The sequence below is a fragment of the Streptomyces sp. NPDC004667 genome, assembly GCF_040609475.1.
Lineage (GTDB): Bacteria > Actinomycetota > Actinomycetes > Streptomycetales > Streptomycetaceae > Streptomyces.
On the sequence record NZ_JBEXKC010000016.1, the window covers coordinates 49,157 to 68,785 of the forward strand.

Consider the following 19,629-nt stretch of genomic DNA (forward strand, 5'->3'; position numbering starts at 1 on the left):
GCGGCCCCCGCCCCGCATGTCGGGCCACCGGCACGGGCCCGCCGCCGGCCCCTCCCCCGGGCCCGGAACCCCGCGGCGGCCGCGCGGATGCGGCCGGACCGCATCAAGGAGGGGAAAACCCTGTCTGACTCCCGCTCGGGATGGCAGTCTCTACTCCTCGGAAACGTCGTCCTGGGGGGGATCACACGTGATGGAGCCGGGCACGGGCATGGGCCTGCGGGGCCGGAGCGGCATCCTGTCGCTCGTCGACGCGTGCCTGAAGGAGGACCCGGCGGCCGAACGGCCCCTGACCATGCTCCTCGGGCCGGCGGGCAGCGGGGCCAGCGAGGCGCACAGCGCGCTCATGGAGCACTTCGGGCCCGACTACCCCTTCGCCTTCGTCAATTTCGGCGGGGCGCAGTCCCTGCTGCCGCGCTACGCCCTCGGGCTCCTGGCCCGCCAGCTCGAACGCAAGCTGCCCCGCTACGGGCGCTTCCACTTCCCGCTGCTCAGCCTGGGCCTGCTCGCCTCCGACCAGGAGCTGCGCATGCGCAGCCTCGCCGAGGGCCGGCGCGCGGTGCAGCGCCAGCTCGACCGGTTCCAGGAGGAGAACGAGGCCCGGTACGGCGACTACCTGGCCGCCTTCTTCGAGGTGGGGATGGGCGCGGTCGGAATGCCCGAAGGTGCCTCGACCGCGGCTCTGGCCCTCTTCCAAGACGCCCTGCGGCGGGGCCGCCGCACCGTGCCCGGCCTGTTCGGCGGCAGGCTGGGCAGCCGGCTGACCTCCGGGGCCCACTGGTACGGACGCCACCCCATGACCCGCAGCGCGGACCCCATGGAAGCCCTCGTGGAGCTCAACCTCTGGCGTCACGAGGGCGACGAGAACGAGCAGGAGCGGCTCGACCTCGTCCTGTTCTCCGCGTTCCTGGAGGACCTCAGACGCAACTCGGCCCGCAGTTTCATGCCCCGCTCCTACCTGCTGCTCCTCGACAACTCCCACACCGGGTACGGCCGCCGCTTCCTCGACCTGCTGCTGCGCTCGCGGCACGACGAGACGGTCGTGGCCGGCCATGCCAGCGACCCGCTGACCGTCGTCGCGAGCTCCAACCGCTGGCTGCCCCGCTGGGGCCCGGCCACCGGCGACTCCTGGCCCTGGCAGTTACGCGGCCCCGACCGGGCCTCCCTGTCCGACTGGAGCGCCCACCGGCCGACCCGCGACAGCGAGGACACCTGGTGGTACCCGCTGCGGCTGCGCGACCTCAACCTGGACGAGGTGCGGATCCGGATAGAGCTCCAGCTCGGCGGGAACGGCGACCTGGCGCCGCTGACCCGCCTGACCTCCTTCGTCCACCGGCTGACCGGAGGGCTGCCGCGCGCCGTCCACCAGGTGCTGGACGTACTGCGCCAGGCCGGGCCGCCCCCCGACTCGGGCCCCCGGCAGGACCGCTGGCTGCGGACCCTGCCCGACCGGCCGCTGCGCTCCGGGGAGGAGTCCGCCTCCCTCGCCGACACGGCCCTCGGCCACCTCCTGCGCGACTTCGACGACACCCAGCGCGCCGCCCTCGCCGAATGCGCCGCCGCCCGGGACTTCTCCGTCGCCACCCGGCTGCTCAGCCCCGACGACTCCCTCTTCGGGGAGATCCGCTCCCGCTGGCTGCTGACCGGGCCCGTCGCCGTCGTCCCCGTACTGCACCCGTGGCTGCGCCGGCTGCTCCTGTGGCGGCTGGCCGCCCGCCCCGACGGGTGGGACGCGGCGCACGAACTCCTCGCCGAGTACTACCGGGGCGAGGGGAAGCCGGTGCAGCAGATGTACCACCAGCTGGCCCGCGGGCGGACCGAGGAGGTCGCCGCGCACCTGACGCGGCGCTTCACCGCCGTACCGGCCGCGCAGTGGATCTCCGAGTTCGACGCGATCACCGCCGCGCCGAACCGGCTGCCCACCGACAGCGGACCCGTGGAGCTCCTCGCCGGGCTCGTCCCGCGCCGGCCCGGGCGGGTGATGGACACCGAGTCGGTGATCCACACCCTGGTGACCACCCGCTGGGTGTGGAGCGATCCGCTCGCCGACCCGGCCATGCGCCTCAACGACCTGATCGCCGACGGCTGCGCGCAGCTGTCCCAACTGCGGAGGAACGACATCGTGGCCCTCTACGACGAGGCGGAGCGATACCGTCACTGGCGCGATCCCCAGACCGCGGGCTGGGAGGGCTGAGCGCGTGCCCAGACTCGAATGGCCCCTGCACGTCGTGCGCCGCGTCGCCCTCGCCACCGCCGCCGCGGTCGCGCTGGTCGCGGCGTTGTGGCTGGGGGTCGGCTGGCTCCAGGAGCGCCAGGCCAGATGCGCCGACGGGGTCGTCGAACAGGGCCCGGACGACGAATGCGTCGGAGTGACCGACGGCGCCTACGTGTTCGCCCCGCACCTCGACGCGGTCACCCGAAAGATCGAGGAGGAGAACCGCCGGGTCCTCGCCAACGCGGACAAGGAACCGTACGTCAGCGTCGCGTACTTCACCTCCTTCACCAGCACCGCCGACGACAGCAACTCGGCCGAGGGCGTCCGCCACGAGCTCCAGGGCGCCTACCTCGCCCAGTTCCGCCACAACCAGGGCGACCTCGCGGCCACCCCCAAGATCCGTCTGCTGATCGCCAATCCGGGCAGCAGGTCCACCCAGTGGAAGCACACGGTCGACGAGCTGATCGCCCGCAAGGACTCCCCGGACCGGCTCGTCGCAGTGGCCGGCCTCGGCCCCAGCAACAACGAGAACCTCGCGGCCATAAGGCGTCTGTCCGAACACGGCATCGCCATGGTCGGCGCCACCCTGACCGCGACGAACATCCAGGGGATCAACGGCTTCGTCCGGATCGCGCCCACCAACGAGGACGAGGCGTACGCGGCAGCCGGCTACCTCAAACGGCGAGGTGTCGCCACCGCCGTCGTGATCCAGGACGTGGCGGAGGGGAACCTCTACGCCTCCACCCTCGGCACGGCCTTCACCAAGGCCTTCCAGGACGGCGACAAGCACCGGCTCGTCGCCGAGCGCATGACCTACGACTCCTCCGTCAGCAGCGCCTGGCAGAACGAACTGCGCTACATGCCGGGCCAGTTGTGCCAGCAGCGCCCCCAGCTGGTGTACTTCGCGGGCCGCGGCCAGCACCTGACGCACTTCCTCGACGCGCTCGCCAACCGCAGCTGCACCGACCAGCAGTTCACGGTGTTCACCGGGGACGACACGACCAACCTGAGCGCCGAACAGCTCGCCCACGCCGCCGACACGCACATCGAGGTGCTCTACACCGGCCTCTCCCATCCCGACATGTACCGCTCGGCGCCCCAGGCGGTGTCCGCGCCGTCCGCGAAGAACTTCCAGCCGGGCGGGCTGCTGGACCAGTGGTTCCCGCGCGACACCCGGGACGACGGCGGGGCCCTGATGGGCCACGACGCGGTGCTCGCCGCGGCGCACGGCATCCAGATGGCGGCCCGCTGGCAGGGGCAGGTCGTCGGCGACGCGGTGGCCCGGATGTTCCACCAGATGGACGGCACCCAGCAGGTGGCCGGGGCCAGCGGGTTCATCTCCTTCCAGAACAACGGCAATCCGCGCAACAAGGCCGTCCCCGTCCTGCGCCTCGACGGCAAGGGGCACGTGGAGTTCGTCGAGGTCTCCGCGGCGGACGGCAAACCACCGCAGGAGCAGTGAGGAGGGCGGCGACCCGCTCGAAGGACCTCAGGCCGGCTCGTGGCCGACGGCCTGGCGCGACGGCAGGTAGTAGGGGCGGTTGTGGGCCGCGACCGGGGCCGACCGGTGGGTCCAGGCCCCGGCGGCCGGGGCGTCGCCGATGAGGGCGCCGACGTCCCGGCCCGGGTCCTCCTCCCCGGGGTGGACGGTCAGCCGGATGCGGTCGGCGTGCCCGGGTGCGGTGAGGTCGTACCAGCGGTAGGGCTGGTAGACGTTCATGGGCCCGGCCAGCAGACGACCGTCCGGGTCGGTGCCGTACCCCGTGACGGGGGCCATGTTGGCGGGGACCGGGTCGAGGCCGTCCAGTACCGCGGTGATGTCGAGCAGTGGGGCCCGGCCCCTGTCGAGCGTGTCGTCCGGCCCGATCCCGGCCGCGTTGCAGCGTACGGTCCAGGTCTCGCCCGCCGGGCCGTTGAGGGACGGCAGGCCGACCTCGAACCAGCCCGGGTGCTTCGGCTCCGCGTACAGCTCGCGCCCGGCCCGGATGGCGAAAGGGTTGTCGCAGACGACGTGGATGCGGGCGATGCCGAGCAGTTTCGTCTGGTCCCAGCCCTGCGCGTACTGGGCGTAGGTCAGCCGCGGGAGGCGGTCGCGGTCGGCCGTCGGGTACGCGATGACGTTGTACTCGATCTCCTGGGTGACGCCTCCGCCGAACGGGTACTGCGCGTAGTACAGCTGGTAGTTGAGCGAGACCAGGGCCCGGCCCTCGAACTCGGCCGCGGACAGGTCCGGGTGGTGCTTCGCGAGCAGATCGCGGACCGGTCCCGGGTCCACCGGCCAGTCCACGCCGAGCTGGTGCAGCGCCCCGTAGTGGAAGGGGAGGCGGAAGGGTTCGGGTACGGGGGGCAGGGAGGGCGTGGTCACGAGGGGGCTCCTGGCGTGGTCGGACCGACGGGGACGGGCCGGTCGCGGGCGATCAGGTCGGACTCGATGGCGTCGGCGCTGCGCAGGGCGAGGGCAGCCATGGTCAGGGTGGGGTTGGCGGTGGCGACCGAGGGCATGCTGCCGCAGCCGACGGCGTACAGGCCGGGGTGGTCCCAGCAGCGCTGCCGGGCGTCGACCACCGAGCTGGCCGGGGAGTCGCCCATGATGTGGGTGCCGGCGGCGTGGCCCGCCCCGCGGTATCCGTAGGTACGGCCGCCGTGCTCGAACCGGCCGGGCCAGGCGGTGGCGGGCGCGTAGTCGGTGTGGTCCTCGGCGCCGAGCAGCGCGAAGATCTGGTCGGAGACCGCCCGGGCGGCGGCCATGCCGGCCTTGACGTGGTCGTCGAGGTCGTAGGTGACCAGGGGCCTGGGCAGTCCGAGGGCGTCGCGCTCGGTCGGGTGGAGGGTGACCCGGTTGGCGGGGTCGGCGGCCTGCTCCATCTCGAACTGCAGGGCGAACTGCCGGCGGATCCGGTCGCCGACCGCCCGACGCAGTCCGGCCCCGGACAGCCCCTGGCGCACGACGAGTTCCGCGACGTCCGCGTCGACGGGACCCTTGGCCCAGACCCAGCCCCAGTTGCCGATCTCGATGCGGAACGGCGCCCGCAGCGCGCGTGCCGGGCCGCCCCGGAAGCCTTCGAGGCCCGAGGTGGAGCCGGGACCGCGGTACGGGCCGGTGGGCCTCGGCAGCAGGCCCCAGGTGAGCAGGACCGGGTGGTCCATCAGGTTGCGGCCGACCTGGCCGCTGCGGTCGGCCAGGCCGGACAGGAGCAGCAGCCTGGCGTTCTCCACCGCGTGCGCGGCGAGTACGACGACATCGGCGCGTGCGACGGCCGCCGTTCCGTCGTACGACCGGTACTCCACACCGGTGGCGCGGCCGCTGCCGTCGACCAGGACCCGGGTGACGACGGACCGGTCCTTCAGTGTGACGGACGTGCTCCAGCGCCCCTGGGTCTTGAGCGGGGTGTACTTCGCGTACGAAGGGCAGTGCGGGATGCAACTCGCGTTGCCCACGCACCTGTTGTCCGGATCGGGACGCCCCCGCTCCCCGCGCGGGACGTAGCCGCGGCCGCCGCCGTACCGGGGGTCGGGGACGCCGTTGCGGGCGTGCGGGGTGCCGACCACGCGCAGCTCGACCTCGTGCAGGGCGACGGGGTCCTTGACCCGGCGCCCGTCCAGGCCCGCCGCGAGGATCCGGTCCAGGTGGCTGGCCGGGATCGGCCGCATGGGGAAGACGTAGTCGTCGTGGAACGGCAGCCCGACGTGTTCGCGCTGCTCGGCGGCGTCGGCGGCCACCCCCAGCTCCGCCTCGGCCTCCCGGTAGTACGGCTCCAGGTCGTCGTAGGTGAGGGGCCAGCGCCGCCCGTAGCCGAGGGACTCGGTGTCGAAGTCCTCGGGCAGCATGCGCGGGACGAGCCCGGTCCAGACGTTGCCGGTACCGCCGTTGACGCGGACGTAGCCGCTGGAGTACGGCAGGGGGCCGTTCTGGTGCAGGTGGCCCGCGGCCCGGAAGCCGGGGGACGCCCGAGTACCGGTGAGGTCGGTCACCTCGGGCCAGGGCGCCGCCGGATGCGGCCGGTGGGCGGAACCGGGCACCTTGGCCGATGCGGTCAGGAAGGTGGTGAGGGGGTCGTCCCCCCGCCCCGTCCCGGTGCCCGCCGCCCCGGCCTCCAGGACCAGGACCCGGCGGCCGCGCCCGCCGAGCCGGTGCGCGACGAGCGACCCGGCGACCCCGGCGCCGACGACGATCACGTCGTAGCGGTTCACGGGCCGTCCACCTCCGCCGGGGGCAGGGCCCAACTGCCGTACCCGGCGGGCTCGGTGGCGGGGGCCATGAGCCCGGCCGCCTTCCACGCCAGGCCCTGGGCGTAGGCGAGCGGCGACACCACGAACGGCGGCGGCCCCGGCCAGCTGCCGGTGTACCAGAGGAGCGTGACGGCGCGCGCGGCGTCGGGAAGGCCGCCGTCCGTGCCCCCGCCCGGCCGCGCCGCCCCGCGCAGCAGCCGCTCGAACCGGCCGGTGCCCAGCTGCTCCGAGGCCACCCGGCGGTACGCGTCGCAGAGGCCGGTGGCGCGCAGCTCCTCCTCGTCGAAGCCGGTCAGCCGGGCCGACAGTGCCGTGAAGTCACTCGTGTCATCGCTCGTGGCCACGGGGTCAACGGTGCCCCGCGGGAAACGGCCTCATGCGTCACCCGCGACGTTGGCCGGTTCTGGCCGTGGAGAGGAAGCGTTTCTGCTCCGGGCGGGTCGGCTCCGCCACGAACCGTCGACGAGTTTGACTGAATTTTCAGTCAGTGCGAGGCTGAGGTCGGGGCTGGAACCCTGCCCGACCGGCGATCCCCCCTGTCCGCGATGGCGGCGCCGGTCCGGCGAAGGTCTACTTGATCTGGAGATGCCATGACCGAACACCGTGGCGAGCGCTCGCTCGCCGACCACCTGCTCGGGCTCCTGCCCTCCCGTCGGGGCGTGCTCGGGGCGGTCGGCCTCGGCGCGGCCGGCGTCGCCCTCGGCGGCGCGGCGCTCACGTCGGCCTCCGCCTCGCCCGCACCGCGGCCGGGCGGGGTACGCCCCCGGGTGCCAGCCGATGACGTCCCGCACGCCAGGACCTGGATGTCCTGGCCGTCGCGGAAGTCGGTCTGGGGGCGGCAGCTGTCCGGCGTACAGGAGGACATCGCGCTGATCGCCCGCACCATCGCCGAGTTCGAGCCGGTCGTGATGTGCGCCCCCGACGACTACAGCGCCCGCGAGGCGCGGCCCCTGTGCGGACCGCAGGTCGAGGTGATCACCGCGATCGCCACCGACGACCTGTGGATGCGCGACATCGCCCCGGTCTTCCGCCACGACGGGAACGGCGGCGTGGACGCGATCTCCCTCAACTTCAACGGGTGGGGCAACAAGCAGGTGCACACCTACGACGCCCGGGTCGCCGAGCTCGTCGCCCGTCGGCGGGGCCTGCGGCTCACCTACGCCGACCTGGTCGGCGAGGGCGGGGCGGTGGAGTGCGACGGCGACGGCACGCTGATGGCGACCGAGAGCAGCCTCGTCAACAAGAACCGCAACCGGGGCATGAGCCGCGCCGAGATCGAGGACGCCCTCCTGGAGGCGTACGGCGCGGACAAGATGATCTGGCTGCCCGGGATCAAGGGCAAGGACATCACCGACGACCACGTCGACGTCACCTCGCGGTTCGTCCGCCCCGGCGTGGTGATGGTCCAGCTGCCGCCCCAGGACCGCAACGACGAGTGGGCGCGCGACGCCCGCGAGCAGTTCGCGATCCTCTCCGCGGCGACCGACGCCCGCGGCCGGCGGCTGCGGGTGATCCGGGTGGACGGCCCCGACACCGTCCGCTCGAAGAGCTCGACCTTCGTCGACTCCTATCTGAACTTCGTCCTCGTCAACGGCGGCGTGATCACCGCCCAGTTCGGCGACCGGGCCAAGGACGAGGCCGCCCGGCAGGCCCTGGCGGCGGCCTTCCCCGGCCGTGAGGTCGTCCAGCTGGACGTCGACCGCCTGATGGGCGGTGGCGGTGGCATCCACTGCTCGACCATGCACGAGCCGATGCCCTGACCTCCCGTCCGCATGGACACCGCCGGCGGTGCGCCCCGCCGGCCCGGCGACCGGGCGTACGGCCCGGTCGCTCCCCGCTCCCCCTTCCCCCACCGGAGGACCCCGTGCCGATTCCCGACCTGTCACGCCGCTCCGTCATGCGCTCCCTCGCGGGCGCAGGCGCGCTCGCCCTCGGCCTGACCGCCTGTTCCGAACTCGACGACCCGGACCAGGACGGCGCCCCGGCTCCGGGCTCCGGCGCGGCGAACGGGCGTCGGCTCGGCGCCGAGTGGGAGAAGCACACCCGTACGTTCATGGCGTGGCCCGCGTCCGAGAACGTCTGGGGCGACCAGCTGGACGACGTGCGCAAGGACATCGCCGGACTCGCCGCCGCCATCGGGGCGCGCGAGCCGGTGGTGCTGCTGGCCCGGCCCGACCAGGAGGAGGCGGCCCAGCAGGCCTGCGGCAACGACGTGGAGGTCATCCCCGTCTCGGTCGACGACCTGTGGGCCCGGGACACCGTGCCGGTCTTCGTCGAGGAGGGCGGCAAGGTCAAGGGCGTCGACTTCAACTTCAGCGGCTGGGGCAAGAAGCAGGAGCACGGCAACGACGCCAAGGTCGCCCGGACGCTGCTGACGAAGTACGGCATCGACCGGATCGAGACGCCGATCGTCGCCGAGGGCGGCTCCTTCGAGACCGACGGCCTCGGCACCCTGGTGCTCACCGAGAGCTCCGTGGTCAACTCCAACCGCAACCCGGGCATGAGCCGCGACCGGGTCGAGGAGGAGCTGAAGAAGGCCCTCGGCGTGACCAAGGTGATCTGGCTGGCCGGCGTGAAGGGCAAGGACATCACCGACGCGCACGTCGACTGCCTGATGCGCTTCGTCGCGCCCGGCGTCGTCCTGCTGGACAAGGCCTTCCCGGGCACCCCCGCCGACGTGTGGTCGCGCTCGGCCGACCAGGCCAAGTCCGTCCTCAAGGACGCCACGGACGCGCGCGGCAAGAAGATCGAGGTGATCGAACTGTCCCAGCCCGACCCCGACCGGATCACCGGCCGCGGCGACGCCTTCGTCTCCTCGTACATGAACTTCTACATCGGCTCCAAGGGCGTCTACCTGCCCCGGTTCGGCGACGCCCGGGCCGACGACCACGCCCGGCAGGTCATGAAGGACCACTTCCCCGACCGCGAGATCATCCCCGTGAAGATCGACGCGATCGCCTCCGGCGGCGGCGGCATCCACTGCGCCACCCACGACCTGCCCGCGATGGGCGGCTGACCGGCGGGGCCGCAGGCCCACCGGCCGCGGTCCGGTCCCACGTCACTCGACGTGGGACCGGGCCGCGGCCGGTTTTCTGCTCGTCGGGGGTGCGCCGGGCGGTTCGCCCTGTGCACTTTCGTTGCCCCTCCCGAGCCGATCGCCACTACTGCGCGCCGTGCCCGCTCGCCAAAGCTGGTCCTGTGGAAGACCTTCAAACGAACACATCAGGGCCGGCCGCCGCGGACCGTACGTCGCGCGGCGAACACCGGGGCGGCCGGGGGAAGACACCGGTGCTCCTCAAAGTACTGGCCGCCGTGGCCGCGCTGGGCGTACTGCTGCTCGGCGTCCTCGGCTCGCCCGACCGGTCCCTCGGGCACTCGCCCGAGGTGATCGGCGAGCGGGAGATGGTGCGGATCAGCGGACCGAACGGCAAGACGCTCGAAGTACTCGCCATGGTCGACACCGGTGCGTCGGCCTCCTCGATGGACACCCGGCTGGCAAAGGACCTCGGCTTCGACCTCTCGGCGGCCCCCAAGGTCACCGTCGCCTCCGCGCTGGGCCGCGAACAGCGGCCCGTCGTCGACTCGACCGTGCGCCTCGCCGGCCGGTCGTTCGTCGCCAAGACGACCGTCAACAACCGCTCCCGGCGCGAGACACCGGTCCTGCTCGGCCGACAGGACGTGAAGGGGCTCCAGGTGGCCGTCGGGAAGCGGCTGCTGACCCAGCCCGACGCCCCCAAGGCCCCGTCCGCCCTGCGCATCCTGTTCGCCAAGGCGCCGGCGATCGACCCGGTGTCCATGATGGCCCTGCTGCCCCTGGCCGCCCTGGTGATCGTCCTGTTGCGGGTGGTCGTCGGCCTGAACACCCTGGGCACCTTCAGCCCCGTCCTGCTGGCGCTGGCCTACGCGCAGTCGGGGCTGCTCCTCGGAGTACCCCTGACGCTGGTGCTGTTCGCGCTCGGATTCGTCATCCAGCCGCTGCTGCGCCGACTGCACCTGCCACGCGTCGCCCGCCTCGGAGTACTGATCGGCGTGGTCACCGCGGGCCTGATCGCGGCCCAGCTCTCCCTCGGCGGCATCGGTCTGTCCGACTCCTGGGGCATGACCCTGCCCGTCGTCGTCACCTCGATCATCACCGAACGGCTGTGGGAGCAGTGGGACCTCGACGGCCCCCGGTCGGCCGCCGTCGGAGCCGCACTGACGATGGGCACGGCCGTCCTGGTGGCGCTGCTGCTCCTCACCCCGTACGTACGCCACCTCGCGGAGGCCGTGCCGCTGCAACTGGCGGCCGTCTGCGCGGTGTGGGCGGTGCTGGTCGGTACCTACCGCGGGCTGCGGCTGAACGAGCTGTTCAGGTTCTCCCCCGCCGCCAGGGCGCAGGGCGGTGCCGCGTGATCCGGCTCCGCGGCTGGGACCCGGTCCTGGGCATGAACATGCGCAACGCCCGGATCGCCGAACAGAACCCGTCGGCGGCGATCCGCCTGGTCAACGACAAGTACGCCACCAAGCAGGCACTGACCGCCGTCGGCGCGCCGACCTCCCCGACCGTCGCCCTGCTGCGGTCCCGCCCGGAGATCTCCTCCCTCGACTGGACCGGCCTGCCCGACTGCTGGGCGCTGAAACCGAACCAGAGCCTCGGCGGCAACGGGATCCTGCTGTCGTTCGGCAGACGCCGCAACACCTGGTACTCCTCCTCCGGCAAGCGGATCACGCGGGAGGACGTCACCGATCACCTGCGCCGCATCCTGGACGGGGAGTTCTCCCCCCGGCCGAACGACTGGGCGATGTTCGAGCCGCTGATCCGGGCCCACCCGGAACTGGAGCGGCTCTCGCACCAGGGCCTGCCGGACATCAGGGTGATCTGCCGGGGCGACCGGCCGCAGCTGGCGATGCTGCGGCTGCCCACCCGGTTCAGCGGCGGCCGGGCCAACCTCCACCAGAAGGCCATCGGCGCCGCCGTCGACCTGGCCACCGGCCGCATCACCCACGCCCTGGTCGGCAAGGAGCCCACCCGCCACCACCCCGACACCGGAGAACCCCTGATCGGCGCGGGCGTCCCGCACTGGCCCGAGGTGCTCGACGCGGCCCGCCGCTGCGCGGCGGCGACCGGCCTGCGCTACCTGGGCGCCGACATCGTCGTGGACGCCGAGCGCGGCCCGTTGATCCTCGAAGTGAACGCCCGCCCCGGGCTCCAGATCCAGAACGTCACCGGACGCGGTCTGGCGACCACGTCCGCCCAGCACAGGAGGCACTGATGCGAGGGCTCGCCCTGGCTTCCAAGATCGTCGTCGCCGGACTCGCCGGGGCGTTCCTCGCGGTGAGCGCCGTCCGGGCGGAGCCGGCCCGGCCCGCCTCCGACCACGACGCCTTCCGGGAAGCGCCGGTCGGCACGCCGTCGGCCCCGTCCACGCCGTCCGCCCCGTCCACGCCGTCCGCCCCGTCCGCCCGACCGTCCGCCCCGTCCGCCCGACCGTCCGTGCCCCCGTCGCCGTCTCCCGGCGCCTCCGGGCGGCCCTGACGGGCACGGCCGACGTGGACCGGCCGCCGGTCACCGGCGGCCGGTCACCGGTCGGGGCGGAGCCGGGCGTCCCGGGCGAGGAGCGCGGCCTGGACCCGGTTGGCACAGCTCAGCTTGGTCAGCATCCGGCTCACGTACGCCTTGATCGTGCCCTCCCCCAGGTGCAGCCGTCTTCCGATCTCCGCGTTGGAGGCACCCGTACCGACCATGGCGAGCACCTCCCGCTCCCGGCCGGTGAGCGCCGCGATCCGGTCGAGCCTCGGGTCCACCGGCTCCTCGTCCGACGCGAGGTACCGGTCGATGAGGTGCCGGGTGATCCGCGGAGACACCATGGGAGTGCCGCCCGCGACCGTACGGACCGCCTGGATGAGCTCCTGCGGGGTGCTGTCCTTCAGCATGAACCCCATCACGCCCGCCCGCAGCGCCCGGGCCACGTACTCCTGCTCCCCGAAGGTGGTCAGCATGACCACCCGGACGGACGGGGCCCGGGCGGCGATCAGTTCGGCGGCGTCGAGCCCGTCGGAGCCCGGCATCTGGATGTCGAGCATGGCGACGTCCACCCGGTGCCGGACGGCGAGCGAGGCCGCCTCACGGCCGGAGGCGGCCTCAGCCACCACCTCGATGTCCTCGGCGTGCCCCAGCACCAGCCGGATCCCGGCACGCACCAGGTCCTGGTCGTCGGCAAGGAGAACTCGGATCACGGCGGGCCTCACGGTGTGTGGAAGGAGATCGGGGCGAAGGGGGAGACGGGGCCGTGCCGGGCGTCGTCCTCGACGGAGACCCCCGGCGGCCCGGAGTCCGGCGGGCCGTCATCCGCCGGGTAGGGCACGAAGGAGAGCGTGACGAACTGCAGGGCCACCGCGCCCACCACGCCCAGCACCATGACCGCGGCCGCCACGCTCCGGCTCAGCCACGTCTGCGCGCCGGCCAGTACGCCGAGGCCCGCCGCCGGGTCGGACGCCGTACGCGGGACGACCGGGCCGGCGCGCAACGGGATGCGGGCGTCGACGCGGAACCCGCCCTCGCCCGTGCGGGCCGCCCGCAGCGAGCCGCCGAGCAGACGGACCCGCTCGTGGAGGCCGGCCAGCCCGAGCCCGCTGCCGCGCGAAGGCCGCGCGGGCCGGCCGGCGGGCGCGGGCCCGGGCCCGTTGCGAACGTCGACCCGTACCTCGCCGGCCTCGCAGTGGACGGTCACCTCCACCGCCGCCCCGGCGGCGTGCTTGTGCACGTTGGTGAGGGCCTCACGGACCACCCGGTGGACGGCGCGCCGGGCGGTCGGAGCGGCATCCACCAGGTCCCGGCCGGTCCACCTCAGGTCCACCGGGATGCCGGCGGCGTGGGACTCGCCGACGAGGGCCGCGACATCCGCGTGGGTGCCCGTCGCGGCGGTCAGCGGATCCGGGGCCCCCGTCGCGGCGTCGCCGGCCCGGAGCACGCCCAGCACCCCCCGCAGTTCGTCCATCGCCTCGCGCACGGTGCTGTGCACCAGCACGGCGGTCCGCCGGATCTCCGGATCACCCGCCCGGCCCGCACCCAGCTCCAGCCCGCCGGAGTGCAGTGCCGCCAGGCTCAGCCGATGCCCGAGGAGATCGTGCATCTCACCGGCGATCCGGGCCCGCTCGGCCGCCCTGGCCTGTTCCTCCGCCGAGCGCTGCGCCCGCTCCAGGACGGCGTTGCGCTCCCACAGTGCGCTCAGCAGCCGCTCGCGCTGTCCGGCGAGCGCACCCACCAGACCCGGCAGCGCGCCGCACACGATCCCGGTGACGAGGACGATCATGGCCTCGTACTCGCGGACCGGCACGGCCTCACCCGCCGTGATCGCCGCGGTGAGCGCCAGCGGCGCCGCCACGCTCACCGTCAGCAGCGCCGGCCGGCGGCGCAGCTCCGACCAGCGGGAGCCCGCCGTATAGGCCACCGCCACCAACGCCCCGCCGGTCAGCGGCTCGACCGCGATCAGCGCCGCGGCGGTCGCCAGCGCGACCGAGGGCCACCGCCGCCGGACCAGCACCGCCACCGCCGCGCAGCCGGCGGCCGCGAAATAGGCCCCGGTCCCGATCAGCCCGCTGACGCCCCAGCTGTCTGTCCACTCGAAGAGGACCAGGACCGTCGCGGTCACGGCGGCGAGCAGCAGCAGATCGCCCAGCAGGCGGACCAGGGCGGGCGGCAGTCGCCGACAGGGGTCGGCGGACCGCGCGCCGGGGCGTTCGGCGGGCATGCGGTGCCTCTTTCGGCGGTGCGGGGCGGGAAGGGGTGACCGGCGGTCTGTCCGCATCCTCTCGCTGACTGAAGATTCAGTCAATTTTCCGTATCCGGGAACTCGCGGCCGCGACGGACCGACCACTAGAGGGCAAGGGCCTCGAAGGACACAAGGACATGGAGTCGTGATGGCGGAACATCAGCGATCCCCCGGTGACGAGGGCCCCCCGCCGCGGCGGTGGGTGCCACCACCGGCACTCAGCGGGTTCCTGGTCCTACTGGCGGTGGTGTTCTGCCTCTCGTACGCGGTCGGTTCCGCGGCGGGCCCGGTCGCACCCGGCATGCACTCCGGCGGGGGCGGCGGGGGCGACACCGCCCCGGTGGGCGGTACCGGCGGCGGCCCGGGGCACGGTCACGGCGGCACGGGCGGCACAGGCGGTACGGGTGGCACAGGGGGTCCGGATGGTACGGATGGCACGCGGCCCGGCGGTGGCCGATGACACCGGGGCCGGCGGCCGTCCGCACCACCACGGACCTCACCATCGGCGGCATGACCTGCGCGGCCTGCGTCAACCGCGTCGAGAAGCGGCTCGGCAGGATCGAGGGGGTCAACGCCACCGTCAACCTGGCCACCGGCCGGGCGAGGGTGTTCCATCCGCCCGGCGTCACGGCGGCCGAGCTGCTGGCCGCGGTCGAGCGCGCCGGGTACGCGGCCGGACTCGACTCGCCCGCGGAGCCCCGGAGCCGGGCGGCAGGGGAGGCGGCGGATGCCGTACCGGAGGAGGACCGCGGCGAGCGCGACCGGCTGTTGATCACCGTTCTGCTGTGCGTGCCGGTCATGGCCCTGTCGATGGTCCCGGCCCTGCAGTTCCGCAACTGGCAGTGGCTGTGCCTCGCGCTCGCCGCACCCGTGGCCGTCTGGAGCGCCTGGCCCTTCCACGTCCGCGCGCTGCGGGGCCTGCGGCACTCGGCGGCCACCATGGACACGCTGGTCTCGCTCGGTGTCGCCGCCTCCTTCCTCTGGTCCCTGTACGCGTTGTTCCTCGGCGGCGCCGGCCGGCCGGGAATGCGGATGCCCTTCACCCTCCTCCCCTCGGCCGGGGGCGAGGTCGCGCACGTCTATCTGGAGGCGGTGGTCGGCGTACCGCTGTTCGTCCTGACCGGGCGGTTCCTGGAAGCGCGGGCACGGCGCGGTACGGGCGCGGCGCTGCGCTCGCTGTCCGCGCTGACGGTCAAGGACGTGACCGTGCGCGAGAACGGTGAGGAGCGTCGGATCCCGGTCGAACAGCTGGCCGTCGGGCAGGAATTCGTCGTCCGGCCCGGTGAACGCGTCGCCACCGACGGCATCGTGGTCTGCGGCACCTCCGCCCTGGACCTGTCCCTGCTGACCGGTGAGAGCGATCCCGTCGAGGTCGGGCCGGACCGGGCGGTGACGGGCGCGGCGGTGAACGCGGGCGGGCTGCTCGTCGTACGGGCCACCGCGGTGGGCGCGGACACCCGGCTCGCCCGCATCACCCGCATGGTCACCGATGCGCAGGCCGGGAAGGCGGCGGCGCAGCGTCTGGCCGATCGCGTGGCGGGCGTCTTCGTCCCCGTCGTCCTGACGTCGGCCGTCACCGTGCTCGGTTTCTGGCTCGGCGCCGGCGCGGACGCGCAGCCGACGGTCACCGCGGCCGTAGCCGTCCTCGTCGTCGCCTGCCCCTGCGCCCTCGGTCTCGCCACGCCCACCGCCCTGCTCGCCGCCACGGGCCGCGGCGCCCGACTGGGCATCCTGATCAGCGGACCGCGGGCCCTGGAGACCCTTCGGCAGGTCGACACGGTCGTGCTCGACAAGACCGGCACCCTCACGACCGGGCACATGACCGTCGCGCGGCTCACGACGGTCCCCGAAGGCCTGGGCCGGGAGGAGGTGCTCCGGCTGGCCGGCGCGGTCGAGCGGGGCTCGGAGCATCCGCTCGGGAAGGCCCTGGCCGCTCATGCCCAACGGAACCTCCCCGAGGGGGCGTTGCCGTCGGTGACCGGTTTCGGGGCCGTCCCCGGTGCGGGCGTCAGCGGTGTGGTCGAGGGCTGCCTCGTCGAGGTGTGCGCGCCCGGCGACGATCTCCCCGAGCCGCTGGCCGGGGCGCTGGCCGATGCCGAGGCCGCCGCGCTCACGCCCGTCCTGGTACGGGTCGACGGTGTCGGCCAGGCGCTCGTAGCGCTCGGGGACGTCCCGCGGCCGGGAAGCCACCGGGCCGTCGAACGCCTGCGGCGGCTGGGAGTCGAGCCGATCCTCGCCACCGGCGACCGTGAGGCCCCGGCCTCGGCCGTCGCCTCGTCGCTCGGGATCGCCCGCCTCCACGCCCGCTGCACCCCGGAGGACAAGGCCGCTCTCGTCGGGCGGTTGAGGGACGAGGGCCGGTGCGTCGCCGTCGTCGGGGACGGCGTCAACGACGCCGTCGCACTGGCCCGCGCGGACCTCGGGATCGCCATGGGCGGCGGGACCGACGTCGCCATCGGCGCGGCGGACGTGACCCTCGTGCGCGGTGACGTCGAGGCGGTGGCCGACGCGGTCCGGCTGGCCCGCCGTACCCTCGCGACCATCCGGGTCAACCTGGTCTGGGCGTTCGGCTACAACCTCGTCACCATCCCGCCGGCCGCCGTCGGTCTGCTCAACCCGATGGTCGCCGCGGCGGCCATGTCGGCCAGCTCGCTGCTCGTCGTGGGGAACAGCCTGCGGCTCCGCGGCCGGGACCCCGCCGGCCGGCCCGCCGGTGCGCGGGTCCGCACCGCCCGGACGGGAAGTGGACGATGACCGGATCTCCTGGACGAGGAGCGACGCGCGGCCGGTGGGTCACGCCCCGGCGTCTGCGCGAGGCGTACCTGGCCGCGGCCGCTCCGGTGATCGCGTGCCTGATCGTCCTGTGCGGACTGACGGTCTGGGTCGGCTCGGGGGCTGCCGGAACCCCGCCCCGCAGCGCGTTCGACGACGGCCGCGCCCTCCTCCCGTACGCCGACGGGGACAGCGCCCGCGACGATGTCCGGCCCGCCGGGAACTGCGGCCCCTCGACGTCCGACTACTGGAACGTGGGCGGCGGACACCCGGTGCCCCGCACGGCACGGACCGACGGAAAGGCGTGGGATGGGCGAGCTCGATGTGCACATGAGGGCGGTCGCCTGCCGGCACGGCCGGGTGGAGGCGGTCTCCGAGGTGAATCTGGAGATCGCCGCGGGTGAGCGCGTGGCCCTGACCGGGACCAACGGTTCGGGCAAGACCACCCTGCTGCGTGCGGTCCTGGGGCTGCACCGACAGGTGACGGGCTCGATCCGGGTCGGCGGCCGGACCACCGGTTCCCCCGCCGAGTGGGCGTGGCGCCGGCGGGCCTGCGCGTGGATCCCCCAGAAGCCGGCCGCCGGACGGTTCCCCCTGCTCGGGGCCGAGTTGCTCGCCGCCGGCACCGTGCCGGACGACGCCGCCGAAGCCGCCGCCCGGCTGGGCGTCGCCGCGCTGGTCGACCGCCCCCTGCACACCCTGTCCGGGGGCCAGTTGCAGCGGATGTACCTGGCCCGCGCGATCGGCTGCATCGGCGCGGGCGCACAGGTGCTGCTGGCCGACGAGCCCACCGCCGCCCTCGACTTCGACGGGCAGGCGGAGGCCGCGGACGTCCTCACCGCGCTGCCGGTCACCCTGATCGTGGTGACGCACGACCGGGCTCTGGCGGACCGCTGCGACCGGGTGCTGGAGATGGCCGCGGGCCGGCTGCGGGAGGTCCGGTGACCCCGGTGTCCCTCGCCACCGCCGACCTCGGCGCGCTCCTGCAACTGCTTCCGGTCCAGCGGGCCGCGCTGGCGCTGCTGCTCGCGGCGATCGGCCTGCCCGTCATCGGGGTGGTCATCGTCGGGCTCGACATCATGCCGGTCCGCTTCGCGATGATGCACGTCGCGCTGCTGGGCATCGCGGTCGGTCTGCTCACCGGTCTCGACCCCATGCTGTGCGCGCTCGTCGCCTGCGCCCTGGCCGGAGCGGGCGTCGCCCCGCTCGCCCGCACCCCGGACGGCCTGTCCGGCGCCATGGGTCTGCTGATGAGCCTCGCCATCGCCGCCGCGCTGCTGATCCTCGCCGTGTCGGGGGTCAACGCGTCCGGGGCCTTCGCCCTGCTGTGGGGGTCGATCCTCTCCGTCGGCACGCCCGACCTCGTCGTGCTCGGCGTCCTGGCAGCGGTCCTGCCCGGCCTGTTTGGGTGGCGGCGGCGCGACATCGGCCTCCTCCTCCACGACCGCGAGCTCGCCCAGTGCTCCGGAGTGCCGGTACGCGCCCTGACCGCGGTGCTCCTGGTGCTCGTCGCGATCGCCGTCGCCGGAGCCATCAAGCTCACCGGCGCGCTGCTCGTCGACGCCCTGACCCTGCTGCCCGCACTCGCCGCGCGGCGCCTGGGGAGCTCCCTGAGGTCGATCACCCTCTGGGCCATCGGCATCGGCGTGGGCGTCAACGCGACCGGGTTCGTGCTGGCCCTGTGGCTGGACTGGCCGCCCGGCCCCGTACTCGTCCTGACGGCGGGGGTGCTCGTCCTCGCCGTCCACTTCATTCCCGAACGGAGAATCAGCTCATGGCGCGCACCCGCGTCCGTACCTCTTCCCTCCTCGCACTGAGCGCGGCCCTCTCCCTCGTCGCCGGCTGCGGTGACGGCTCCGGGGCCGTCGCCGACGCCCGCGCCCGGGGCGGCGCTCCGGCTCCCGGGAAGGACCGGCCCGTGGTGGTCGTGACCACCACCTGGGAGGGCGCGTTCGCCAAGGCCGCCGGGGCCCAGGACGTCAAGGTCATCGTGCCGCAGTCCGTCCACCACGCCCCCGACTACGACCCCAAGCCCTCCGACCTCGCCGCCGTCGCCAAGGCGGACTTCGTGCTCTACGCGCCCTTCGAGCCGTACGCCGCGAAGATCAAGGAGGCCGCCGGCTCCGGGGCGAAGCTGGTCGAGGTCAACCTCGACAACGATCCCGACAAGGTCAGGGCCGAGGTCGACAGGCTGGGCGCGCTCTTCGGCACGCAGGACGCGGCCACGAAGTGGAAGTCCGGGTTCGACGCCGAGTACGGCAGGCTCAACAAGGACCTCCAGGCCGCGTGGCCCGGTGGCAAGGGCCCCTCCGTCGTCACCCAGGTCTTCACGGGCTGGGCCGCGAAGCTCGCGGGCGCCACCACCGTGGGTACCTACGGGCCGGAGGCGGTGACCCCGGGGCAGTTGGCCGGGCTCTCCGCGAAGAAGCCGTCCCTGGTGCTGGACAACGCCCACATGTCGACCGGGACCGTGTTGCCCGACTCGGGCGCCAAGCAGGTCGAGATCGTCAACTATCCGGGCGAGGACCTCGATCTGCTGCCCGTCTACCGCAACGCGGCGGCCGAGCTGAAGAAGGCCGCGGGCGGCTCCTGATCCGGGCGGCGGTCGGCCCGGCGGCCCGGAACCGCCGGGCCGTCCGCCGTCCGCCGCGTGAGCCCGGCAGC

At 73.9% G+C, this 19,629-nt stretch carries 17 protein-coding genes; 12 read left to right on the top strand and 5 right to left on the bottom strand.

Annotated elements, in window-relative coordinates:
• Positions 1-190 precede the first annotated feature (190 nt).
• Positions 191-2,191 carry a hypothetical protein gene (locus tag ABZW32_RS11990; protein WP_356214450.1) on the top strand — a complete coding sequence of 667 codons (2,001 nt, stop codon included), beginning with the start codon at positions 191-193 and terminating at the stop codon, positions 2,189-2,191.
• A 4-nt stretch (positions 2,192-2,195) separates the two neighbouring features.
• Positions 2,196-3,674 (top strand): branched-chain amino acid ABC transporter substrate-binding protein, encoded by a 1,479-nt coding sequence (locus ABZW32_RS11995; protein ID WP_356214452.1) that lies wholly within the window; start codon positions 2,196-2,198, stop codon positions 3,672-3,674.
• Positions 3,675-3,701: 27 nt separating this feature from the next.
• Here the strand turns inward: ABZW32_RS11995 and ABZW32_RS12000 are convergent, their stop codons facing one another.
• The 3 genes from ABZW32_RS12000 to ABZW32_RS12010 are packed head-to-tail and all read right to left on the bottom strand — an operon-like array spanning position 3,702 to position 6,786.
• Positions 3,702-4,577 carry a hypothetical protein gene (locus tag ABZW32_RS12000; protein ID WP_356214454.1) on the bottom strand — a complete coding sequence of 292 codons (876 nt, stop codon included), beginning with the start codon at positions 4,575-4,577 and terminating at the stop codon, positions 3,702-3,704.
• Positions 4,574-6,403, bottom strand: coding sequence for a GMC family oxidoreductase (locus ABZW32_RS12005; protein ID WP_356214456.1), 1,830 nt, complete (start codon positions 6,401-6,403; stop codon positions 4,574-4,576). Before ABZW32_RS12005 ends, ABZW32_RS12000 begins: the two co-directional genes overlap by 4 nt.
• Positions 6,400-6,786 carry a hypothetical protein gene (locus ABZW32_RS12010; RefSeq protein ID WP_356214458.1) on the bottom strand — a complete coding sequence of 129 codons (387 nt, stop codon included), beginning with the start codon at positions 6,784-6,786 and terminating at the stop codon, positions 6,400-6,402. The genes ABZW32_RS12005 and ABZW32_RS12010 overlap by 4 nt, the downstream gene beginning before the upstream one ends.
• A gap of 246 nt (positions 6,787-7,032) precedes the next feature.
• Here ABZW32_RS12010 and ABZW32_RS12015 point away from each other — a divergent pair, with 246 nt between their 5' ends.
• The 5 genes from ABZW32_RS12015 to ABZW32_RS12035 all read left to right on the top strand — a co-directional run bounded on the left by ABZW32_RS12015 (position 7,033) and on the right by ABZW32_RS12035 (position 11,957).
• A complete protein-coding gene (locus ABZW32_RS12015; protein WP_356214460.1) occupies positions 7,033-8,202 on the top strand; it encodes an agmatine deiminase family protein in 1,170 nt (389 codons plus the stop codon).
• A 137-nt stretch (positions 8,203-8,339) separates the two neighbouring features.
• Positions 8,340-9,458: an agmatine deiminase family protein gene (locus tag ABZW32_RS12020; RefSeq protein WP_356214589.1), complete on the top strand. Its 1,119-nt coding sequence runs from the start codon at positions 8,340-8,342 to the stop codon at positions 9,456-9,458.
• 272 nt (positions 9,459-9,730) lie between these two features.
• The gene (locus ABZW32_RS12025) at positions 9,731-10,834 is read left to right on the top strand and encodes a 7TM domain-containing protein (protein ID WP_356214462.1); all 1,104 of its coding nucleotides are present in this window, start codon (positions 9,731-9,733) and stop codon (positions 10,832-10,834) included.
• Complete coding sequence (locus ABZW32_RS12030) at positions 10,831-11,694, top strand: sugar-transfer associated ATP-grasp domain-containing protein (RefSeq protein ID WP_356214464.1); 864 nt, start codon at positions 10,831-10,833, stop codon at positions 11,692-11,694. The genes ABZW32_RS12025 and ABZW32_RS12030 overlap by 4 nt, the downstream gene beginning before the upstream one ends.
• Positions 11,694-11,957 (top strand): hypothetical protein, encoded by a 264-nt coding sequence (locus ABZW32_RS12035; protein WP_356214466.1) that lies wholly within the window; start codon positions 11,694-11,696, stop codon positions 11,955-11,957. The genes ABZW32_RS12030 and ABZW32_RS12035 overlap by 1 nt, the downstream gene beginning before the upstream one ends.
• Positions 11,958-12,001: 44 nt before the next feature.
• On the opposite strand, the gene ABZW32_RS12040 is transcribed toward ABZW32_RS12035, so the two are convergent.
• Complete coding sequence (locus ABZW32_RS12040) at positions 12,002-12,658, bottom strand: response regulator transcription factor (RefSeq protein WP_356214468.1); 657 nt, start codon at positions 12,656-12,658, stop codon at positions 12,002-12,004.
• An 8-nt stretch (positions 12,659-12,666) separates the two neighbouring features.
• The gene (locus tag ABZW32_RS12045) at positions 12,667-14,172 is read right to left on the bottom strand and encodes a histidine kinase (protein WP_356214470.1); all 1,506 of its coding nucleotides are present in this window, start codon (positions 14,170-14,172) and stop codon (positions 12,667-12,669) included.
• A gap of 169 nt (positions 14,173-14,341) precedes the next feature.
• Between ABZW32_RS12045 and ABZW32_RS12050 the strand changes: the two genes are divergently transcribed.
• The 5 genes from ABZW32_RS12050 to ABZW32_RS12070 all read left to right on the top strand — a co-directional run bounded on the left by ABZW32_RS12050 (position 14,342) and on the right by ABZW32_RS12070 (position 19,558).
• Positions 14,342-14,653, top strand: a complete 312-nt coding sequence (locus ABZW32_RS12050; RefSeq protein WP_356214472.1) for a hypothetical protein — start codon at positions 14,342-14,344, stop codon at positions 14,651-14,653.
• Positions 14,650-16,947: a heavy metal translocating P-type ATPase gene (locus ABZW32_RS12055; protein ID WP_356214474.1), complete on the top strand. Its 2,298-nt coding sequence runs from the start codon at positions 14,650-14,652 to the stop codon at positions 16,945-16,947. Before ABZW32_RS12050 ends, ABZW32_RS12055 begins: the two co-directional genes overlap by 4 nt.
• A 327-nt stretch (positions 16,948-17,274) precedes the next feature.
• Positions 17,275-17,910 (top strand): ATP-binding cassette domain-containing protein, encoded by a 636-nt coding sequence (locus tag ABZW32_RS12060; RefSeq protein ID WP_356214476.1) that lies wholly within the window; start codon positions 17,275-17,277, stop codon positions 17,908-17,910.
• The gene (locus ABZW32_RS12065; RefSeq protein ID WP_356214478.1) at positions 17,907-18,782 is read left to right on the top strand and encodes a metal ABC transporter permease; all 876 of its coding nucleotides are present in this window, start codon (positions 17,907-17,909) and stop codon (positions 18,780-18,782) included. The genes ABZW32_RS12060 and ABZW32_RS12065 overlap by 4 nt, the downstream gene beginning before the upstream one ends.
• Entirely contained in the window at positions 18,740-19,558 is an 819-nt protein-coding gene (locus ABZW32_RS12070) for a zinc ABC transporter substrate-binding protein (protein WP_356214480.1), read from the top strand. The genes ABZW32_RS12065 and ABZW32_RS12070 overlap by 43 nt, the downstream gene beginning before the upstream one ends.
• Positions 19,559-19,629 lie beyond the last annotated feature (71 nt).